This is a genomic window from Gottschalkiaceae bacterium SANA (genome assembly GCA_036323355.1).
Lineage (GTDB): Bacteria > Bacillota > Clostridia > Tissierellales > GPF-1 > GPF-1.
On sequence record AP028876.1, the window covers coordinates 2,636,857 to 2,653,083 of the forward strand.

The window sequence follows — 16,227 nt, forward strand, 5'->3', positions numbered from 1 at the left end:
CTACTCACCCCTATCCTGCTTCCACAGTGATCTCAATGCTGACCGTAATGGATTCATATTGATCTTTGTCTACATCAATCTCGGAACCAGCAAAGAGTTTGCCTGTTCCAAGAGCAGCTGTCGCCCCGTCACCAAAGACACCTGCAGAAGTTAAATGAATCCCATTCCCTTCCGTCTCATCTAGATATACTTCCTTGATCAGCGTTTCCCCATCGATGGTTGTGGCTGCCGCCTTTCGAATGACTTCTTGATCAAGGCTCTCTGAACTTACATCCGGAGGCAATCCAGATCCCAGTCCAAAGAATTCGAGGTCCTGATTAATGAGTGCCAGGACTCTCGCCAAACCTGCATCTGTAATCAATCCTCCACCTCCTAGATAAAGAGATCATCTGAAGGAAACAGTTCACTCGATGCAAAGTGATACTTGTGCCGGCGAAGCTTCACCGACATGGTGACCTTCAGATCTCCATAGAATTTCGTTATCCTGGCAATCGTTGAATTCGAATTGAAATCCGCTCCCTCAAGCGCGGTCACCCTCGAATTCTGATTTGCCAATGCATCTGTCAGCTTCATAGTATTTCCTCCAATTCAAGCGCATAAACCGTATGCCCTGGAACAATCTCCTCAGTTACGCTTTTCACCAGGAAGGATCCACGAACATCCCATTGGTCTGTGAGAATGTCGATCTCGCATTTCTGGCCGATTTTTCTTTCTTCTAATGTCGTAAGACTTATCATTCGCTTTGTCCTGGCCTGTTTCTTCAGCATGGCCTTGCCAACCTTTCTGGCAGACAAGCGGTCGGTAATGTCCTTACTTTTCACCACGGCTTCTAAAAGACCATGTGCCTTGATGCTCTTCGGATCCTCGAAGTAGTCCACCACTTGAATCGTTGGTCGGTAATGGATTTTGATTTGCCCTGCAGGTATTGGATTGATATTTCCAGGGATGCTCAACACCTTCCCTTCCTTGTCGATCAGGAAGTCTTGGGTCCCATCATCATTCTTCAGAAGCTTCCACCTCAAAGGTTCTCCACCATCCAAAGTGATCTCCGCATAATTCGGTAAATAGGCCAAAGGGAAAAACCTCTGCACTCCATCCGATGTGAAATACTGATCAATGAAATCAGGTGAGGCTTGTTTAGATCCCACAATCCAAATCCGATTCGCCCCTTCTTCTCCCTGGTAGGAAACATTCAAACTGTTGATCCGGAAATTGTAAGCATCTCCAACCTTGCCAAACTTACCGCCAAGGCTTTCAAATCCCTTGAAGAAATGCAGATCATTCTCTCCATCCACATACCAATGCCAATTGGCCAAGTGCTTCATGATCCGATTCATCACCTCGCTCATATAGATGTACTCCAGATACAACTCATCGATCACTTCCTTACATTCCTGCACCGCATTTGTTGTAAGTTCTGGAACATACCGCCCGAGCAAGTACTTTAAAATCAGATCCGGCCGGCCCTGGTAGATATCATCAGAGCCAAGCCTTTCAGCCACCACTCTCTTTTTCAAGTAGAATGCATTGTCACTACAAGATAAAGCCACAGCCTTCAGGCTTCCTCCATCGGATTCCTGCTGATCTGTCACTTGGCCAACTGCAAAGAGCGTTGGATATTCCTTGTAAAACCGCAGAGTCTTATACTTCAAATTCTCTGCGATATTAAAACCCGTAAGAGAAATGGATCCAAATCCATCAAGAACCGTTTTTCTTGTGACCTTGGCCACATTCTTAAGCAAGGTGTCTCCTGTGCTATTGATATAAACCTTCACCTACACACCCCCAACACCGACTAAACGATTCCCCAAGGATTCATCCATGCCCTCATAAATCTTTCTGCCATCCAGGTAAACCACAATGGTTTTCGCTTCCCCTGAAGAACCATATCCCTTTGATAATGGGATCCACCGCTTCAGGACCCGCCTCACCAATCATGGCCAAGGTTGGTCTTGTGACAATACCGCCTGCAGCAAGCATTGGAATCTTAGGAATATTAATCCCAAAACTCTTCCCGCCAACACCAGGAACCCAATCCGGAATACTAAAGGAGATCGAATTCATCCCCGAGATCAGCATGTTGATACCTCGAATAATGAAGTTGATCGTCCCTCGGATCCCGTTTCCAATGGAATCCCAAATAGATAACGCCTTTGTCTTTAATCCTTCAAAGGCACCGATCGCTCCGGTTTGAATCCCAACAAAAATGGCCACAGCCCCAGTCTTCAGACCCGTCCATTTTGTTGTCAGCCAATTATTCATCTTCTCCACAGTTCCCGTCACAGACGTAGACAACTCTTCAAACTTTTGCGCTGCCCCTTCTCGAAGGCTTGTTACCGTTTCAAGAATCCAACCCTTCACTGCATCCCAGTTTTGGTAAAGCAGTACAAGGGCCGCAATCACTGCTGCAATCACAAGAACAATTGGATTGGCAACAATAAAGGCAAATAGTGCCTGAAGCCCAGCCATCAAAGGACCGGCTATAATGCCGACCACCTTTCCGATCCACCCAAACACCGTTCCAAATCCGGTACTGATCATCCCTAAGAATTTAAACATCAAGGAAAACTGTGTGGTAATGGCACTCACCACAGAGATCCCTTTGCCAATCGTAAGGAGCACCGGTCCAATCGCTGCAACCAACAATGCAAACTTCACGATATTTTCTTGCGTGGATTGATCCAATCCCTTAAACCACTGAACCAACTCCCCAACCTTTTCAATTCCTTTGCTAAAGTAGGGAAGAATAATGTCCCCCAACATGATCCCAAGGTTTTGAAGTTGCACCCAGGTATCCGCTAAAGAATCATTAAAACCCTGATTCATCTTGTCATAGGCCGCCTGGGTTGCCCCGCTACTTGTCGCCATCGCATCGAGCGCTCCTGCAAAGTCCTCGGCTCCCGTTGTCGCTAGAACCGTCACCGCATTTAAAGCTTCAGTGGATCCAAATAGCGTGGCCATTGCATCGGCATTCCCTCCGGTTTTCTCACTGATTTCAGACAAGAACCCGGCCCATCCCACAGACTGTAAGTGAGCTGAATTAAACTCAAGCCCCAACTCAGCCGCCATATCAGACGCTTGCTTCGAGGGCTTCAAGATATTCGAATACGCCCCCTTCAGTCCGGTAATGGCCTGAGAGGTTTGAATACCATTCTTCGTTAGTGTCGCAATCGATGCAAATAGTTCGCCTGTGGATACATCCAGTGCTGAAGCAATGGGAATCACGTTACCAATGGAAGAAGCCATTTCACCAAAGGTAGTCTTACCATAATTCTGTGCCATCAACATCTGATCGGATACCGACTGCATGGCCTCAGACCCTTGAAGTCCGTAAGAGTTCATAACCGTGGTCAATCCATCCACAGAGGTTTCGATGTCTGAAAAACCGCCCTCTGCAGCTTTCGCTGCTACTTCTACATAAGAGAATGCATTGGCAGTGTCACCTGTTGCAGATATTGTTTGATACAGAGCTTCTGTGATTCCACCACTAGAAACCCCCATCTTATCTGAGAGATCTAATGATTTCTTCTCGATATCCTCCAGGGACATCACCGTTTGATCTGCAATGGTGCTGACCTTATTAAGCCCAACTTCAAAGTCACCAGCCATCTTTCCTGCAGCAAGGCCAGCGCCCACAACCGGCATAGTAAAGGCACTGGTCATGGTTCCACCGGCATTCTCTAATTTCCTCGAGGTGCGGTTCAGATCCCGGGTTACTTTGTTCATGCCTTTTTCGAAGCTACTCAAATTCGCTCCGATGTTGACCATTAAACTTGCAACTGTTGCCATTCACCCGCCCCCTTATTCAAAAGTCGAAAGGCCACTGCCCTTCGACTTAGATTTCATCTTCTTTTGTTCTTCTTCCATCTTTCTCTTCTTGATGGAGAAGTAGGCTTGCCACTCCGAGACTTCTTTACTGCTCATCTCTAAAAGCATGCGCTTCACACTCGCATAGCCAAGTTCTTCAGCCAGCTGATAGTAAAAGAAGCCTTCCGGGTGGCTTAAGAGTTTTTTTCCTGTTCCTCGATCTCATCTTCCAGTCCCGAAAGAGCGGCTGCTTTCTTGAACACTCGGTCCAAGGCCTTCGCGCTTTTCTTCGACAAAGCACCTCGATCTTCATCCGAGAAGATCCGTTCTTTCGTTTCCGGATCTAAAGAACACTCGATGATCATGATCGGATACATCTTGTCCAAGTCCGTTTTGGTCTGCTTGGTTCTCGAATTCACTTTCACACATTCCTGGATCAACTTACTCCGCTTGTCTCCCGTCATTCCCCGGACCAGAATCGAACAATCCCATTCCGGAACAGCCACCAACTCTTCTTCCAAATCCATACTTTGTAAAATTTTATCTCGTAACTTCATTTCACCCTCCTACATCCATTTTTCTTTTGTTGCGAACGATACCGATTCATTGACTGAATCTGCAATCGCTGAACTCACTTCATCTGATTCCAGTATTCCAAAGATCCGGATCGGATCCACATTCGCCCCTGGATACATTTCAATCACCAATGGCTTCCCACTGATCAGCACGTTGATAAAATACAAATCAATCTCAAACCACTGACTTAAATTCCCACTTCCGCTTCGAAGCCCCGGCTCTCTACGCTTATATTCCATCCCAAAGGCCGTTGTGTCTCTAGACTCTGCATCCATGGTAAAAGAATACTCATAGCACTCCGCTGCCACCGACAATGGCAAAAAGGAAGCGGACACCGTAACGGCACCCGCTTGCTCTTCTTCAAATACAATTTGGCCCGAGATTCGTTTTACCTCGAATCCCGCATTCACGACCACGCCAGCAACTTTCACAATCACCGGTGTTTCCAAATCCAAGACCCGTTTCGATTCAGCGGAGATTTGAAAGGTCTTTTGATCGCTTGTGGTTGTTGCTTCATCAACAAAGGGAACCGGTGATCCACTCACCATTACCTTTGCAAGTCTCCCTGCTTCCATCAAATTCCTCCTAAATAATTGTCAAAGCACCCGTTGATTCTAATGAGTAAGAAGCGGTTACTTCTCCGGATGCAGATGCACCCGTTTCAAAACTCGTTACCAGGTAATCGCCCCGGAATCCTGCTGCACCATCCACCAGATAATCCACTGAGATTGATGTGCCATTTAAGAGCGCAGCCTGAAGAGCACCTTGCCCCAAGGCATCATCCTTTTCATAGAATCCACTCAAGCTCATGGCAAAATCCTTGAGTCCTGAGATTCGTTCTTTCCACCCAGCACTTTCAAAAGTGGTTACATCAATCGTTTCTCCATTCAAGTTGAAACTTGCATCGTTCAATCCCTTAATCGGATTGACTCCCGTTTTGATTCTCAAATTCTTTGCAGCTAAACTCATACTTCCACCTCCTGATCAAACCGAATAATTGCCTCACACTTCTTGCAGCGAAAGGTTCGTTCTTCATCACCAAAGGTAGTCAGCTCCACCAAGTCATCATGGGGGCAACTGACTGCAATCGGCTTTTTCTTTTTCCATTTCATCCACGAAAATAGCTTCATTCTAATCCTCCCCAGCAACCCGGCATCTCAAATCCAATTGAAATGTCTGGTCCTTCTCGTCTTCAGAAAACAATTCATCTTCCACTTCTAAATTAAAGAAACCAAGTGCCGGCACAGAAACCGTCACGAGGATCCGCTCGATCTCCGCTTCAATCTCCATCAACTCAAGCTTCCCATCATATTTACTGAAAACCTGAAGCGCAATGCTCCCTTCCTTGCCCCTGCTACCAAAGGTATTTCTAGGAGTAAATTGCAAATCTCCGATCACAAGAAAGGGGAATTCTTGTTCTTCCTCACCCGGAAGATAATCCGTTATGGATTTCACCTTCCTGTTCAGCGTTTCATCATTACTCAAAGCTTGAAAAATCGCCCCTTGAATCTCCTTGATCATCTCACTTCACTCCCTTTTTTAGCATGGCGGCAAGCTTAGCCAAGAGTTCTGGCTTCTGGATATTGTAGGCAGGAAAGAGAAATGGCTTGGCTGGATTTCGCTTGGTACCAAGTTCCCAAAACCGAGCATAGAAAATTCGTTTCGGAACATACACCCGGTAGGAATAATCACCAGCCTTCCTAGTTCGGATATTCTTTGAGAGTTCTCCAGTATTCACAAGTCCCTTGGCACGAACATTGGCTTTCGCATTCTTCCGGATCGATTGTGCCGCTTTCTTCAACTCTTTTTGCGCATCTGCCTGTTTCTGTTTCTCCAGCTGCTTGAAATTGAAAACCGCCTTTTCTACACCTTCAATCTTCACATGAATTTGATCACGCATCCTACACTTCCTCGCATTCCAATTTCATTTCCCTTCGCCGCCCACTCGGATCCGCTGTATCCGTAATTTCATAGGTCCTTCCATCGTGAAGAAGAAACTGTCCTGCAGCTACATCTTTCCTATGACGAATGGTGATGGTTCTCTTCTCTGCTTCTTTTTTCACATTCGCCCAAAGAGTCAACCGAGCTTCGTAAGCATTCGTGGATCCACCCACGCCATCAGAACTGCGCACAAGGTCCATAATTACGATGCGTTCATTTAATGCGCCTGCTCTCATACATTCACCACCCGATCAGCTGCCAGTAATGCCTTCACACCAAATGGAATCTCAAAAAGATTCACAGGAGACAAGTTCTCTCGATTCTCATAGAACTGGCCAATGACGAGAAGCAATGCCTGTGCATAAGACTCCGGGATTTTCTCATATCCCGATTCAAAGGTGATTTGAAAGCCTGATGGCTCGATCTCAAATCCTGCATACTTCCATGGGTCCTTCATAATCATCCGGCCACAAAAAGAAGCCGTATCCACATAATAATCAGCAGAAGGAATCGTAAGCTCTGTACCATCTTGAAGTTTCAACTTCACATCCACTACTGCTGCCAAAGGAGGAAATGGCAATTTCACGAATGAAGGAATGTGGTCAGAAAAGTTTCGATAGGTCTTTTTTGAATACACTCGCCCCTGGTACTGCTCGCAGATTCCTTCCGCTGCTCTGATAAACTGATTCAATAAAACATCTTCAGACAAATCCTCCACGTCCAATCGAAGATGCTGTTTTACTAAAGCAAGTTCCACCGGCAAAGTAACGGCCGGTGCAATCAACTTGGTAGACACTATTCATCACCCTCTTGATCAGCTGCATCATCCGCAGCCTTCTCTTCTTGTTCCTGCAGGTAATCAGCCAAAGCTTTTTCAGCCTTGTCTTTCCCCTTGATCCGCTCACCATTGGGTAGTTCATAATACCCGCCACCCACATGATTGAGTAAGGAATCCGGATCATCTTCATGATCTTCTTGAATTTCCTTTTCTTCTGGTTCGAGAGAAACAGCTGCGCCAACCGCAACCAACGACTCTGCAAATTCAGTCTCGAGATCATACTCTCGATTGTTTAAAAAGACACCCGCGCTAGACGCGGATGTCTTCTTCATCTTCACTCTCATCAGTTTCCTCCTAACCCAGCTTAATGCGGGCAAAGGCTTCTTCCATCACCGGCTGACCATCGGTCTCTTTACGGCCAATGAAGCCAACTTGATTGGTCTCAGCATAAAGCTCAACAAGACGCTGGATCTTCATATCCAATGCATCTGCAATCCAGTAATGGCTAAAGTCACCCAAAAGACCAACATATTGAGCAGTGGTAAAGGTGTTCGGTGCAAACTCTGAAGTGTGATATGGCATGTTCAAAATCTTATCCGCTTCAGGCAGATTCGGATTCAAGACATACTGACCATTTCCATCTTTCAGCTGCATGATCTGAAGAACTGCATCCCGGTGGAACATCCAGCGCGCTTTTCGGCGGTACCCTTCTTTCAATGAAAGCTTGGTCGCCAATAGGCCATCATAGGTGATCGACTCAGCAGTATTACCTGCAGCAATGTCACGACCTGTTGAAATACCATTTGCACTTGGCGTAAATACACCCAACGGCTTACCGTTTCCATCTCCAGTCAAGAAAGCTTTCTCTTCAGCTACTGCGAATTTGTACATCAAACGCTCTCGAATGATATCTTCAACCGGCAATGCTGCCATGCGGATCAAGGTGTTTGAAGCTTTAATGCGCTTTGCCAAAGCCTGTGGCTTCAACTCTCGCTTGCCAAACTCTAAAGAACCCTCATTACCGGTTCCAAGTTCAGTTGTCCAGTCTGCATCTGCGATATCCGTATCAAGCGTTGGAATGCCCATGCTCATGGCAGTTGTAAGTTCAAACACTGTTGCGAATTGTCGCATCCACACAGCATCTTTCAATCCCGTCAAAAGCTTTCGCATAAACTCTTGTGGGGCTGTGATGTTCCCCCCATTGATTGCAACACTTGCTTGAAGTGCTCGAGACTCTTCAGTCGTAAAAGCAGCCGAACGGCCATCCACTAAGAACTTACCAAAGGCCGAACGATACTCTGGCGTGTTTGTCGGATGAATCGCACCACCACGAGTGCCTAAATCAATCTGACCCGCTTGTGGGTTGCCACTGCCTTCAATGGATTGCTCCAATGCTGACAGTTGATCATTTCGCTCTTCCGTAGCGATCTGATCATCAAACTTTCGCACATCGTCCATGTGTTTGTCCCAGATCACCTTCTCATCAGCGTTCATGCTTCGCTTTTCTTTTCCAGCCTTGTCAACCAAAGTACGGGCTTGACCAATTAGGTTCGCGCGTTGTTGCCGTAATTCTCTTACTCTTTCATTCATCTATTTTCCCTCCATCTCTAAAAGATCCAATTCCAATTTCATCAACTCAAGCTCTACAGCACTTTCACTCACGCTTGCTCGTGAATCAAAAACATCTTGTGCCGATCTTGCCGATGCAACACTCTGCGGATATGCCGGAATAGTCACCGGACAAACCTCAAATAAATCAGCTTCAAGAACCGTTCGCACCGCCATATCCGGATCCGTTTCATCCCACTCTTCCTTTGTTGCATGAAAGATAAATGAACTTCCCCGCACATCTCCGCGCTCGATCGTTTCGATATGTCTCTCTGCCCAAGAAGGTGGATCGATTTCATACCGAAGACCAATTTCATCTTCAAGCACCGACAAAGTACCAGGCGTTCTTCCTAGCACTTCTTCCATCCGATGTTGCCATGTAGCAACAACTTCTTGATTTGACAAGGATTTCTGAAAAGCACCCCTTCGAAACTGTTCTTGAAACAATCCCCAAATCGGTTTTGATCGCTGATTCCACTTCACAGCGTATCCAACAATTTTTTTCATCTTGCCTTCTTCTTCAGCTGCACGAAGCTCAACACTTGGTAAAAATACATTACTTCTTTGTTCTCGTTCCTTGCTATTCACTCTTCTCACCCCCCTGAAGAATTTCCTTCACCGGTCTCATGTTTCCATTGATGAAGTATTCATCCAATCCATCTTTTAGCTCCATGTTTTCGAGCTTCCTCACATCGTTTCCACTCATCCAACCATCATTGATCGCAAAATGATATCCTTTGTACCGCGTATTAATATCCCCTCGAAGGAGGCCATCCACGTTGTATTCGATTGAATACCGCTTTCTCTCAATCGATGTTAAAAGAGATCGAACCATCGACTGTTCCCATCGAACCAACCAAGGACGAATCGTGTGCTTCACAAAAGAAATGTCCTGATGCTCAATGTTTGAGAAAGTCGCTTTGTCTAAAACTCCAATCAAGTGCTGCGGTACCCGGTAAATTCTTGCGATTTCTTCCAGCTGAAACTTGCGAGTCTCAAGAAATTGCGCATCCTTCTGAGGGATCCCAATTTGCTTATAGGTTAAGCCCTCTTCTAGAATCGCAATTCGATGTGAGTTCTCAAGTCCTTGATGCATTTCATTCCATGACTCTTTTAGATTACTCTGCGCATCCTTTCCTAAAACCTTTGGATGCTCAAGCACACCTCCTGGGGTTGCATTGTTCCCAAAGAATCGGGATCCAAATTCTTCAGCTGAAAGCCCCAGGCCAATTGCTTCCCTGGCTAACCCAATTGGAGAAATCCCTTGAACCCCATCGAGTGTCAGTCCTACCAAATGAAGAACATTTTCAGCAGGTAGTATCACCTGTTTCCCATTGGGAAGTGAGACCCGGTAGCGAAGCTTCCTGGTTCCTTGCTCCCGTTCCAAAGTCGTTGTAGCCGGATTCAATGGCCACAATGCTTTTGGATATCCATCATTTCCCCACTGAATCTCCGCATAGGCATTCCCCCATAATAAAAGGTGTGCCTGCATCATCGATCGAAAGGATGTTGAAGTCATTTCAGGATTTGGTTGATCATGCAGCAAACCATACAAGGGATGATCTCTGGCCTTGGTGCGAGTGTCTTGATTCTTCTCATAGAGAAACAACGGCAAAGATGCGATTGTATCACTGATCACATTTACACAGGCAAGCACCCCCGAATAGGTCAGCGCATTCCCTTCTGTAACCACCTTGCCGGTATAGCTCTGCATGCCACCAGTCAAGAAACTCACCGTCGAATTCGATGGATTTGCAATTGAATCACCGCGCCTCTCTACAAGCTTTCCGAAAAATCCCATTTACTTATCACCTCCTCGCCAAAAGAAAACTAAACCCCATCATCAAAACACCCGCTGCAATAAATGCAGCGGGTATCGATATGAGATGGATCCCATAAATCAGAAGGCACATGCCCATTAATAAAAACAGATCGTCCAGGTGCTTTAGAAAACTCCCTCCGATCCATCTGATTCCTTTCTTCAGTTTCATCATATAAATGCAATCCCTCTTTCTGAATACACGCTTCTCGATTCATTTTCATAAGGTCGAAGAATCGCGCGCACATGGCTAATCACTGCTGCAACTGCAGGATCAATTCGGTACTGTGCTTTCGATTTGTCCAGTTTGATATTGCCGGCTGGATCCGAAACAGCAACCGCATTACTCATTGCCCAGGACAACACCGGATTATTGTTGTGAATGTATTTGCCCCGAAGAACCAACTTGTACACATCCTTGGTCGGTTCTGAAAGCGTCTTATACCCTTGGCGAATCTCCACACAAAGGAAACCTTCGTTGGTCAAGGTGTTAGCCATCTGTGTTGCATTCCATGGATCATAGCAAATTTCTTTGATATCCCAAATCTCAGCTTTGGTCATAATGTATGAAATGATCCAATCATAATCAACCACGCCTCCAGGAGTGAACGTCAAGAATCCTTGCTTCTCCCATAATCGATATGGTACCTTATCACGCTTGATCTTCTCATCTACCTTGTCTTCCGGAATAAATGAATGACTGTGAACAAATACACGGCCATCCGGCAAAGAAAATTCAAAGTTGATACTCGTAATATCTGTAGTAGCAGATAAATCCACACCCACAATACAAGGAATTTCTTCAAGCTTCAGAGCCTTTACTTCTTCCTTGGACAATGTTGGACACTTGCGCCACTTCTCCATATCCATCCAGCGTACTTCACTATTCACCCAAACATTCAAATGCTTGCACAAGAAGTTATTTTGCGCTGCTGGAATCTCCATGGCCTTTTTCACTTTTGCTTCCAGATCCTCAAGCTTCACCGAAACCCCGAGGTTCGGATTCGCCTTGGCCCACGTTTTAGGATCTCGCCAATCATCTTCCGGATCCATCTGAGCGATATAAGCAAAGTAGCGATCATCTTCCATGCCAGCTGTATTCTTTAAAATCTTTGTTGAATATTCATACTGCTCATAGCAGATGCCGTTGTGATTAAAGCCGGCTGTCGTGATCGGGAACATCAATGGTTGTCGCCTCGCCCCGGTTGCTGTTTCAAGAACGTCCCACAGTTCACGCGTTTTATGGGCATGCAACTCATCAATCAGTGCAAAGTAAACATTCAATCCATCCAGACTATCCGCTTCTGAAGCCAATGGTTCAAACTTACTGAAGGTAGCCGGCACACTCAAATTAAGCTTGTAAATATCAACCATGCTTTTCAGCTCGCTGGATGTCATAACCATCCGCTTGGCTTCTTCAAATATAATTTTTGCCTGGTCACGCTTGGTGGCAGCGGAATAAATCTCCGCTCTAGCCTCTCCATCTGCCAGCAAACCATAAAGGGCAATACCTGCAGCTAAAGTAGACTTTCCATTCTTCCTGGGTACCTGGACATAGGCCGTTCGAAAGCGGCGTACCCCATCTGCTTTTCGGACCCATCCGAAGACGGATCCAACGATAAAGCACTGCCAGAGTTCCAATTCAATTGGCCGGCCTGCCCACTCACCAGTAGTGTGCTTCAAGAATGGGAAGAAGTTGATCGCTCGATCCGCAAGTTCCTTATCAAACTTATACGGATACTTTTTCCGAACCGACTTCTTCAGATCATTCATGTGACGCTTACAGGCCAACTTCACCAGTTCATTGGCCGGAATATTACCTGCTAAAACTTCCCTGGCATACTTGGTTGTTCTATCCACTTCGACCACCCTTTATGAAACTAGCAAAGGGAGTCTCCATCTTTTCAGCTTGCTCCATAGACAATGAAGTTCTAGAGCTTGGCGTTAATCCAAACTCTTTGCAGAAGGTCACCATCAACTTCATCGCAGTATTCGCAATCCCAACTTCAGGACGTTGAATGATATTTCCCTTATCGGACGTATAAGTCAGCCCTTTTACTTTTACCAGCTTCTCTGCCTGCACCCATCGAGAGAAGTTTGCGCAGTACGCTGCCAGTGCCGCTTCATCTGCTTTGGTTAACAATCCAACTTTGTGAAGAAGTGGAGCGATCCGCTTCCATTCCTTCTTGCCTAAGCTGTCCAAATGTGTTGGGGGCTTAACTGTTCCCTTTGCGTCCAATTCATATTTTTCAAATTCCGGCTCATTTTTATTCAGGGACCGTTTCCCCGGGTTCCCCTGAAGCGATTTCAAAGCCGTTGGTTTTGGTTTTCTTCCTGGTTGTCCCAATTTGACCCCCCCTATTCTAATTCGCGGGTGTGTGAATGAAGGGCCACCGAACGGTCCCCTTCGGAACCGTTCTAGAGATCTAACCCCCCCCTACCTATCTACCGAAACCACCATCTTCGGTTGCAGTCTTCACATTGTGGCATTCCTCACAGAGCGGTTGCCAATTACTCACATCCCAGAACAAGTCCGGATCACTCTTATGAGGGATGATGTGGTCAACAACAGTCGCCTGTCGAACGATTCCTTTGGCTGCACACCGATTACATAGTGGATTCCGTAATAAAAAAGACCTTCGAGCTTTACGCCAACGATGATCATATCCTCGCTGACTTGCTGATGGTCTTTGTTTATCCTTTTGTCGTTTTACCTTTTTCTTTTCTGCCTTGTGCTCTTCACAATAATAGCCAGATGTGAGGTTCTTACACCCGATCTTGGCACATGGTTTCAGTGGTCTGTTCGCCATTTTCCTAAAATCACCTCTTCAATCATAGGACAGCCCGCATGATTACAGGGCTTGAAGGTGTTTTCCTAACACCTATTTGAGTTTGTCGTATCTAATGATTTGTTAAACTCGTTAAAAAGCACTCAATCCCTGTCATTTCAACGGCTTTCCTCCTGTCGAAAAAACACAGTTTAACAACCTATCCATTTCGACTAACTCAATAGAAAAAAATATAAAAACAGGTCAATATCTAAAGTTTCTCAACGATGTATCGATATAGTCCTGTTCCACTCCAATGTAGTCCAATGTTTGCAATTCAGTCCTATGCCCGTAGATCTTCATCAAGACTGGCAATGCATTCCTCTCGCCACACTGCAAATAAAAATGGTACCCAAATGTTTTCCGCATACTATGCGTACTCAATCGGACACCATACTTTTCTCCAGCTTCTGTAATGATCTGATAAGCGCGTTGCCGGCTGATCGGATTATTATAGTTCTCCCTCGATCTGATCAGATAATCTTCATCATCTTTCTCTTCAACATACTTGGCAATCTCTCGCCTCAATTCCGGATTGATTATGATCTTCCGAATATTCCCCGTCTTCTGCTCTGTTACCATAAAATACTCTTGGTCACGAACATCCGACACCTTCAGCTTCAGTATATCGCTGATCCGAAGTCCGGAATAGATCCCCAGCAGGAACAGGATGTAATCCCGATCACTCTGCATCTTCAAGTATTCGGTTATGTCTTTCAACACCCGCTTATCGCGGATCGGATTCGCCGCTGCCATATTTCACCTCACAAAAAAGAGAACTGCTCTTGGCAATTCTCCTTAATATCACTATAACATGAGTTGATTCTTTTTTTTGTAATCTATTTGTCACCATTCTCAATCATCTCTACAACATTAATTGGAGGAATATCTAGTTGATTCACACCAGAGTTTGCAGTAATTGTTGCAACTAAAGCTCTTAAGTATGGAAAAAGAATTGCAACTGAGTTTCTCTCGATGAAAGCATCTCTTTGCTTTCCATTTTCGTCAATAGCCCCATCTAATTCAAAAAATCCTCTTACTGTACTATTTAAAGAAAATGGATAATTTTTTGTTTCTGCATCATCAAAAATACTTATTGACAACGCAACAGTAAAACTATGATTATTATCCGCCATCCCAATTTCACGATGCAATTTCATATTTAAAGGGATTGATTCGTCCTCGCTATGCGTAAAATGCTCATTTATACGGAAATCAATATTTTCAACTCTATAATGTTGAAATTTAAGTGAACAACCCATTAAGCTGCTTCCTCCCAATTATCATCAAATGTCGAACTAACATTATTGCAATCATACGTTTGAACTGAAGGTGAGTATGTTGCCTTAATACTATAACTATTATTTGAACGTGATACATAATAAGCTGTCTCGACATAAGTGGTTTCAGACCCAAAAAACTCTTCGTGTAATTTTTGAGTTTGCTCAATAACTAAAGCTCCAGAATCAATTAATGCTTGTTTTAACTCCAATTCAGTCATTGAATTAACTTTTTTCAAATACTTCTCCATAATTGCAGACATTCTCTTCCCCCCCTTATATACTAATGAAGGATCACTATTTCTCCCTCAATATATTTGTATTTCCTATTATGCATAGAGCACAATGCTCTCGATTTCCTATCAAAATCATTCTCATTAATAAAAACTGCCTTTATCGAATCAATGCACTCATTTCTTTTAACGCATATTTGAACCTGATTAACTCGGCAAGCACCGTAATTCACTTTACCCGCCGCTCCATTTAAGCCATCGAAATCAGCGACAATCATATCAAAATCATCTTTGAATCCACATTCATTGAATAAGAAATTTAATAGAACACCATCAGGAAACTGTTTCCAGTTATGAAATCCATTTTCTCTTATCCATTTATAGAATTCCCCACCACTTTTAGCTCTGCTTATTAAATCACTTTGAATTGCTTTAAATTCATAAAACGTAATTGGGTCTTGGAGATTAAATACTCTCTCTCCATCAGCAGAGATTTGCGATTCTAAAATTGACCATCTTTCTTTAAAAAGATCATGAGTTATACTTTGCAAGCCAAGACGTTTTAGTTCATTAGCTCCCCACCAGAAAGAAAAAAATTCTTCTTGGAAAAAATAAACCCCATCACCTAACCAATGAATTCTTTGCGGATTTGATACCGAGGGTTTAAACTCATTATCTTCTACAATAATTTCAGCTTTATCAAAAGTTGTTCCGTGATATCCTGTCATTATTAACCTCAGTCGTATTTAATCACATTATTTTCAATGCCACTAGTATAGATTATTACTTTATGTGCTTATAGTCAATTATTATGTCACTATTATACATATTGTTAGTTACTATTACAAGTTTTGACAAATAATTGTATTGTTCATTTAAATAATCAAAGGAAGCATTTTATTTTACTGTACTTATTTCTTATATACCCATATGAATAAGAAAGTTGTTCGGCAACCTTTTTTAAACTCATCCCTTCAATCACACATAAATATGTGATCTTATACTCTATACCTTGCATGCTACTAATCCGATCCTCAATGTTCTTCTGACATTCCCTAACTTTTTCAAGCAACAACTTATACTTATCAATATCCTTCTCAAGTGCTTTTATATGAGGCAACTGCTCTTCCATATCTAATTGGCAATGATTCTCTTGCACCCTTGGTGCTGAGTAATCAATCCCAGAAATATCGCTAATCGGCTTCAGCCATCCATCCACAATCGCATCATGCTGCGCAATAAGTGACTCAAGCCGCATTTCATATATTTCAATCTCTTTGCATAGATCCTGATAACATTTCACAAACTCCATCTGTTTCTCTCCCCTCACAATAAAAAAGACACTCCTGATGTGTTG

Annotated in this window: 25 protein-coding genes; all 25 read right to left on the reverse strand. The window is 44.2% G+C overall.

All coding sequences use genetic code 11. From position 1 onward, the window contains the following. Nucleotides 1-10: 10 nt before the first annotated feature. The 25 genes from AC25CA_RS12860 to AC25CA_RS12980 all read right to left on the reverse strand — a co-directional run bounded on the left by AC25CA_RS12860 (nt 11) and on the right by AC25CA_RS12980 (nt 16,182). Complete coding sequence (locus AC25CA_RS12860; protein ID WP_486814029.1) at nt 11-361, reverse strand: potassium-transporting ATPase subunit C; 351 nt, start codon at nt 359-361, stop codon at nt 11-13. Between the two features lie 11 nt (nt 362-372). Beyond that, nucleotides 373-573, reverse strand: a complete 201-nt coding sequence (locus AC25CA_RS12865; RefSeq protein ID WP_486814030.1) for a hypothetical protein — start codon at nt 571-573, stop codon at nt 373-375. Next, nucleotides 570-1,775: a hypothetical protein gene (locus AC25CA_RS12870; protein WP_486814233.1), complete on the reverse strand. Its 1,206-nt coding sequence runs from the start codon at nt 1,773-1,775 to the stop codon at nt 570-572. Before AC25CA_RS12870 ends, AC25CA_RS12865 begins: the two co-directional genes overlap by 4 nt. Before the next feature lie 52 nt (nt 1,776-1,827). Beyond that, the gene (locus tag AC25CA_RS12875; protein ID WP_486814234.1) at nt 1,828-3,789 is read right to left on the reverse strand and encodes a phage tail tape measure protein; all 1,962 of its coding nucleotides are present in this window, start codon (nt 3,787-3,789) and stop codon (nt 1,828-1,830) included. Between the two features lie 212 nt (nt 3,790-4,001). Beyond that, nucleotides 4,002-4,364, reverse strand: a complete 363-nt coding sequence (locus AC25CA_RS12880; protein WP_486814235.1) for a phage tail assembly chaperone — start codon at nt 4,362-4,364, stop codon at nt 4,002-4,004. Nucleotides 4,365-4,373: 9 nt separating this feature from the next. Continuing rightward, nucleotides 4,374-4,958 carry a hypothetical protein gene (locus AC25CA_RS12885; protein WP_486814236.1) on the reverse strand — a complete coding sequence of 195 codons (585 nt, stop codon included), beginning with the start codon at nt 4,956-4,958 and terminating at the stop codon, nt 4,374-4,376. A gap of 10 nt (nt 4,959-4,968) precedes the next feature. After that, nucleotides 4,969-5,352 (reverse strand): phage tail tube protein, encoded by a 384-nt coding sequence (locus AC25CA_RS12890; protein ID WP_486814237.1) that lies wholly within the window; start codon nt 5,350-5,352, stop codon nt 4,969-4,971. After that, the gene (locus AC25CA_RS12895; protein ID WP_486814036.1) at nt 5,349-5,513 is read right to left on the reverse strand and encodes a hypothetical protein; all 165 of its coding nucleotides are present in this window, start codon (nt 5,511-5,513) and stop codon (nt 5,349-5,351) included. The genes AC25CA_RS12890 and AC25CA_RS12895 overlap by 4 nt, the downstream gene beginning before the upstream one ends. Before the next feature lies 1 nt (nt 5,514). Beyond that, entirely contained in the window at nt 5,515-5,904 is a 390-nt protein-coding gene (locus tag AC25CA_RS12900; RefSeq protein ID WP_486814238.1) for a DUF3168 domain-containing protein, read from the reverse strand. Between the two features lies 1 nt (nt 5,905). Further along, a complete protein-coding gene (locus AC25CA_RS12905) occupies nt 5,906-6,283 on the reverse strand; it encodes an HK97-gp10 family putative phage morphogenesis protein (RefSeq protein WP_486814038.1) in 378 nt (125 codons plus the stop codon). A gap of 1 nt (nt 6,284) precedes the next feature. Next, nucleotides 6,285-6,560, reverse strand: a complete 276-nt coding sequence (locus AC25CA_RS12910) for a phage head closure protein (protein ID WP_486814239.1) — start codon at nt 6,558-6,560, stop codon at nt 6,285-6,287. Further along, entirely contained in the window at nt 6,557-7,120 is a 564-nt protein-coding gene (locus tag AC25CA_RS12915) for a head-tail connector protein (RefSeq protein WP_486814240.1), read from the reverse strand. The genes AC25CA_RS12910 and AC25CA_RS12915 overlap by 4 nt, the downstream gene beginning before the upstream one ends. After that, nucleotides 7,120-7,446, reverse strand: coding sequence for a hypothetical protein (locus AC25CA_RS12920; RefSeq protein ID WP_486814241.1), 327 nt, complete (start codon nt 7,444-7,446; stop codon nt 7,120-7,122). Before AC25CA_RS12920 ends, AC25CA_RS12915 begins: the two co-directional genes overlap by 1 nt. Nucleotides 7,447-7,456: 10 nt before the next feature. Beyond that, nucleotides 7,457-8,692 (reverse strand): phage major capsid protein, encoded by a 1,236-nt coding sequence (locus AC25CA_RS12925; protein ID WP_486814242.1) that lies wholly within the window; start codon nt 8,690-8,692, stop codon nt 7,457-7,459. Then, nucleotides 8,693-9,298, reverse strand: coding sequence for an HK97 family phage prohead protease (locus AC25CA_RS12930; protein WP_486814243.1), 606 nt, complete (start codon nt 9,296-9,298; stop codon nt 8,693-8,695). It abuts the gene before it with no gap. Next, nucleotides 9,291-10,511, reverse strand: a complete 1,221-nt coding sequence (locus AC25CA_RS12935; protein WP_486814244.1) for a phage portal protein — start codon at nt 10,509-10,511, stop codon at nt 9,291-9,293. The genes AC25CA_RS12930 and AC25CA_RS12935 overlap by 8 nt, the downstream gene beginning before the upstream one ends. Before the next feature lie 7 nt (nt 10,512-10,518). After that, nucleotides 10,519-10,704: a hypothetical protein gene (locus AC25CA_RS12940; RefSeq protein ID WP_486814245.1), complete on the reverse strand. Its 186-nt coding sequence runs from the start codon at nt 10,702-10,704 to the stop codon at nt 10,519-10,521. Further along, nucleotides 10,701-12,389 carry a terminase large subunit gene (locus AC25CA_RS12945; RefSeq protein ID WP_486814246.1) on the reverse strand — a complete coding sequence of 563 codons (1,689 nt, stop codon included), beginning with the start codon at nt 12,387-12,389 and terminating at the stop codon, nt 10,701-10,703. The genes AC25CA_RS12940 and AC25CA_RS12945 overlap by 4 nt, the downstream gene beginning before the upstream one ends. Beyond that, nucleotides 12,382-12,876, reverse strand: coding sequence for a phage terminase small subunit P27 family (locus tag AC25CA_RS12950; RefSeq protein WP_486814247.1), 495 nt, complete (start codon nt 12,874-12,876; stop codon nt 12,382-12,384). Before AC25CA_RS12950 ends, AC25CA_RS12945 begins: the two co-directional genes overlap by 8 nt. Nucleotides 12,877-12,970: 94 nt before the next feature. Then, on the reverse strand, nt 12,971-13,339 hold the full coding sequence (locus AC25CA_RS12955) for an HNH endonuclease (RefSeq protein ID WP_486814248.1): 369 nt from the start codon (nt 13,337-13,339) through the stop codon (nt 12,971-12,973). Between the two features lie 222 nt (nt 13,340-13,561). Further along, on the reverse strand, nt 13,562-14,113 hold the full coding sequence (locus AC25CA_RS12960) for a tyrosine-type recombinase/integrase (RefSeq protein ID WP_486814249.1): 552 nt from the start codon (nt 14,111-14,113) through the stop codon (nt 13,562-13,564). A gap of 83 nt (nt 14,114-14,196) precedes the next feature. Beyond that, entirely contained in the window at nt 14,197-14,619 is a 423-nt protein-coding gene (locus AC25CA_RS12965; protein ID WP_486814250.1) for a protein-export chaperone SecB, read from the reverse strand. Then, nucleotides 14,619-14,900, reverse strand: coding sequence for a hypothetical protein (locus tag AC25CA_RS12970; protein ID WP_486814251.1), 282 nt, complete (start codon nt 14,898-14,900; stop codon nt 14,619-14,621). Before AC25CA_RS12970 ends, AC25CA_RS12965 begins: the two co-directional genes overlap by 1 nt. Before the next feature lie 20 nt (nt 14,901-14,920). Next, nucleotides 14,921-15,598, reverse strand: a complete 678-nt coding sequence (locus AC25CA_RS12975) for a hypothetical protein (protein WP_486814252.1) — start codon at nt 15,596-15,598, stop codon at nt 14,921-14,923. Nucleotides 15,599-15,753: 155 nt separating this feature from the next. After that, on the reverse strand, nt 15,754-16,182 hold the full coding sequence (locus tag AC25CA_RS12980; RefSeq protein WP_486814253.1) for a hypothetical protein: 429 nt from the start codon (nt 16,180-16,182) through the stop codon (nt 15,754-15,756). Nucleotides 16,183-16,227 lie beyond the last annotated feature (45 nt).

Excerpts from the sequence above, each read along its gene's own strand:
- AC25CA_RS12880 (WP_486814235.1), bottom strand. The coding sequence starts at position 4,364 with ATGAAGTTACGAGATAAAATTTTACAAAGTATGGATTTGGAAGAAGAG.
- AC25CA_RS12920 (WP_486814241.1), bottom strand. The coding sequence starts at position 7,446 with ATGAGAGTGAAGATGAAGAAGACATCCGCGTCTAGCGCGGGTGTCTTT.
- AC25CA_RS12935 (WP_486814244.1), bottom strand. The coding sequence starts at position 10,511 with ATGGGATTTTTCGGAAAGCTTGTAGAGAGGCGCGGTGATTCAATTGCA.
- AC25CA_RS12865 (WP_486814030.1), bottom strand. The coding sequence starts at position 573 with ATGAAGCTGACAGATGCATTGGCAAATCAGAATTCGAGGGTGACCGCG.
- AC25CA_RS12925 (WP_486814242.1), bottom strand. The coding sequence starts at position 8,692 with ATGAATGAAAGAGTAAGAGAATTACGGCAACAACGCGCGAACCTAATT.
- AC25CA_RS12940 (WP_486814245.1), bottom strand. The coding sequence starts at position 10,704 with ATGATGAAACTGAAGAAAGGAATCAGATGGATCGGAGGGAGTTTTCTA.
- AC25CA_RS12900 (WP_486814238.1), bottom strand. The coding sequence starts at position 5,904 with ATGATCAAGGAGATTCAAGGGGCGATTTTTCAAGCTTTGAGTAATGAT.
- AC25CA_RS12910 (WP_486814239.1), bottom strand. The coding sequence starts at position 6,560 with ATGAGAGCAGGCGCATTAAATGAACGCATCGTAATTATGGACCTTGTG.
- AC25CA_RS12955 (WP_486814248.1), bottom strand. The coding sequence starts at position 13,339 with ATGGCGAACAGACCACTGAAACCATGTGCCAAGATCGGGTGTAAGAAC.
- AC25CA_RS12875 (WP_486814234.1), bottom strand. The coding sequence starts at position 3,789 with ATGGCAACAGTTGCAAGTTTAATGGTCAACATCGGAGCGAATTTGAGT.
- AC25CA_RS12975 (WP_486814252.1), bottom strand. The coding sequence starts at position 15,598 with ATGACAGGATATCACGGAACAACTTTTGATAAAGCTGAAATTATTGTA.
- AC25CA_RS12980 (WP_486814253.1), bottom strand. The coding sequence starts at position 16,182 with ATGGAGTTTGTGAAATGTTATCAGGATCTATGCAAAGAGATTGAAATA.
- AC25CA_RS12895 (WP_486814036.1), bottom strand. The coding sequence starts at position 5,513 with ATGAAGCTATTTTCGTGGATGAAATGGAAAAAGAAAAAGCCGATTGCA.
- AC25CA_RS12905 (WP_486814038.1), bottom strand. The coding sequence starts at position 6,283 with ATGCGTGATCAAATTCATGTGAAGATTGAAGGTGTAGAAAAGGCGGTT.
- AC25CA_RS12885 (WP_486814236.1), bottom strand. The coding sequence starts at position 4,958 with ATGGAAGCAGGGAGACTTGCAAAGGTAATGGTGAGTGGATCACCGGTT.
- AC25CA_RS12970 (WP_486814251.1), bottom strand. The coding sequence starts at position 14,900 with ATGTCTGCAATTATGGAGAAGTATTTGAAAAAAGTTAATTCAATGACT.
- AC25CA_RS12890 (WP_486814237.1), bottom strand. The coding sequence starts at position 5,352 with ATGAGTTTAGCTGCAAAGAATTTGAGAATCAAAACGGGAGTCAATCCG.
- AC25CA_RS12960 (WP_486814249.1), bottom strand. The coding sequence starts at position 14,113 with ATGGCAGCGGCGAATCCGATCCGCGATAAGCGGGTGTTGAAAGACATA.
- AC25CA_RS12965 (WP_486814250.1), bottom strand. The coding sequence starts at position 14,619 with ATGGGTTGTTCACTTAAATTTCAACATTATAGAGTTGAAAATATTGAT.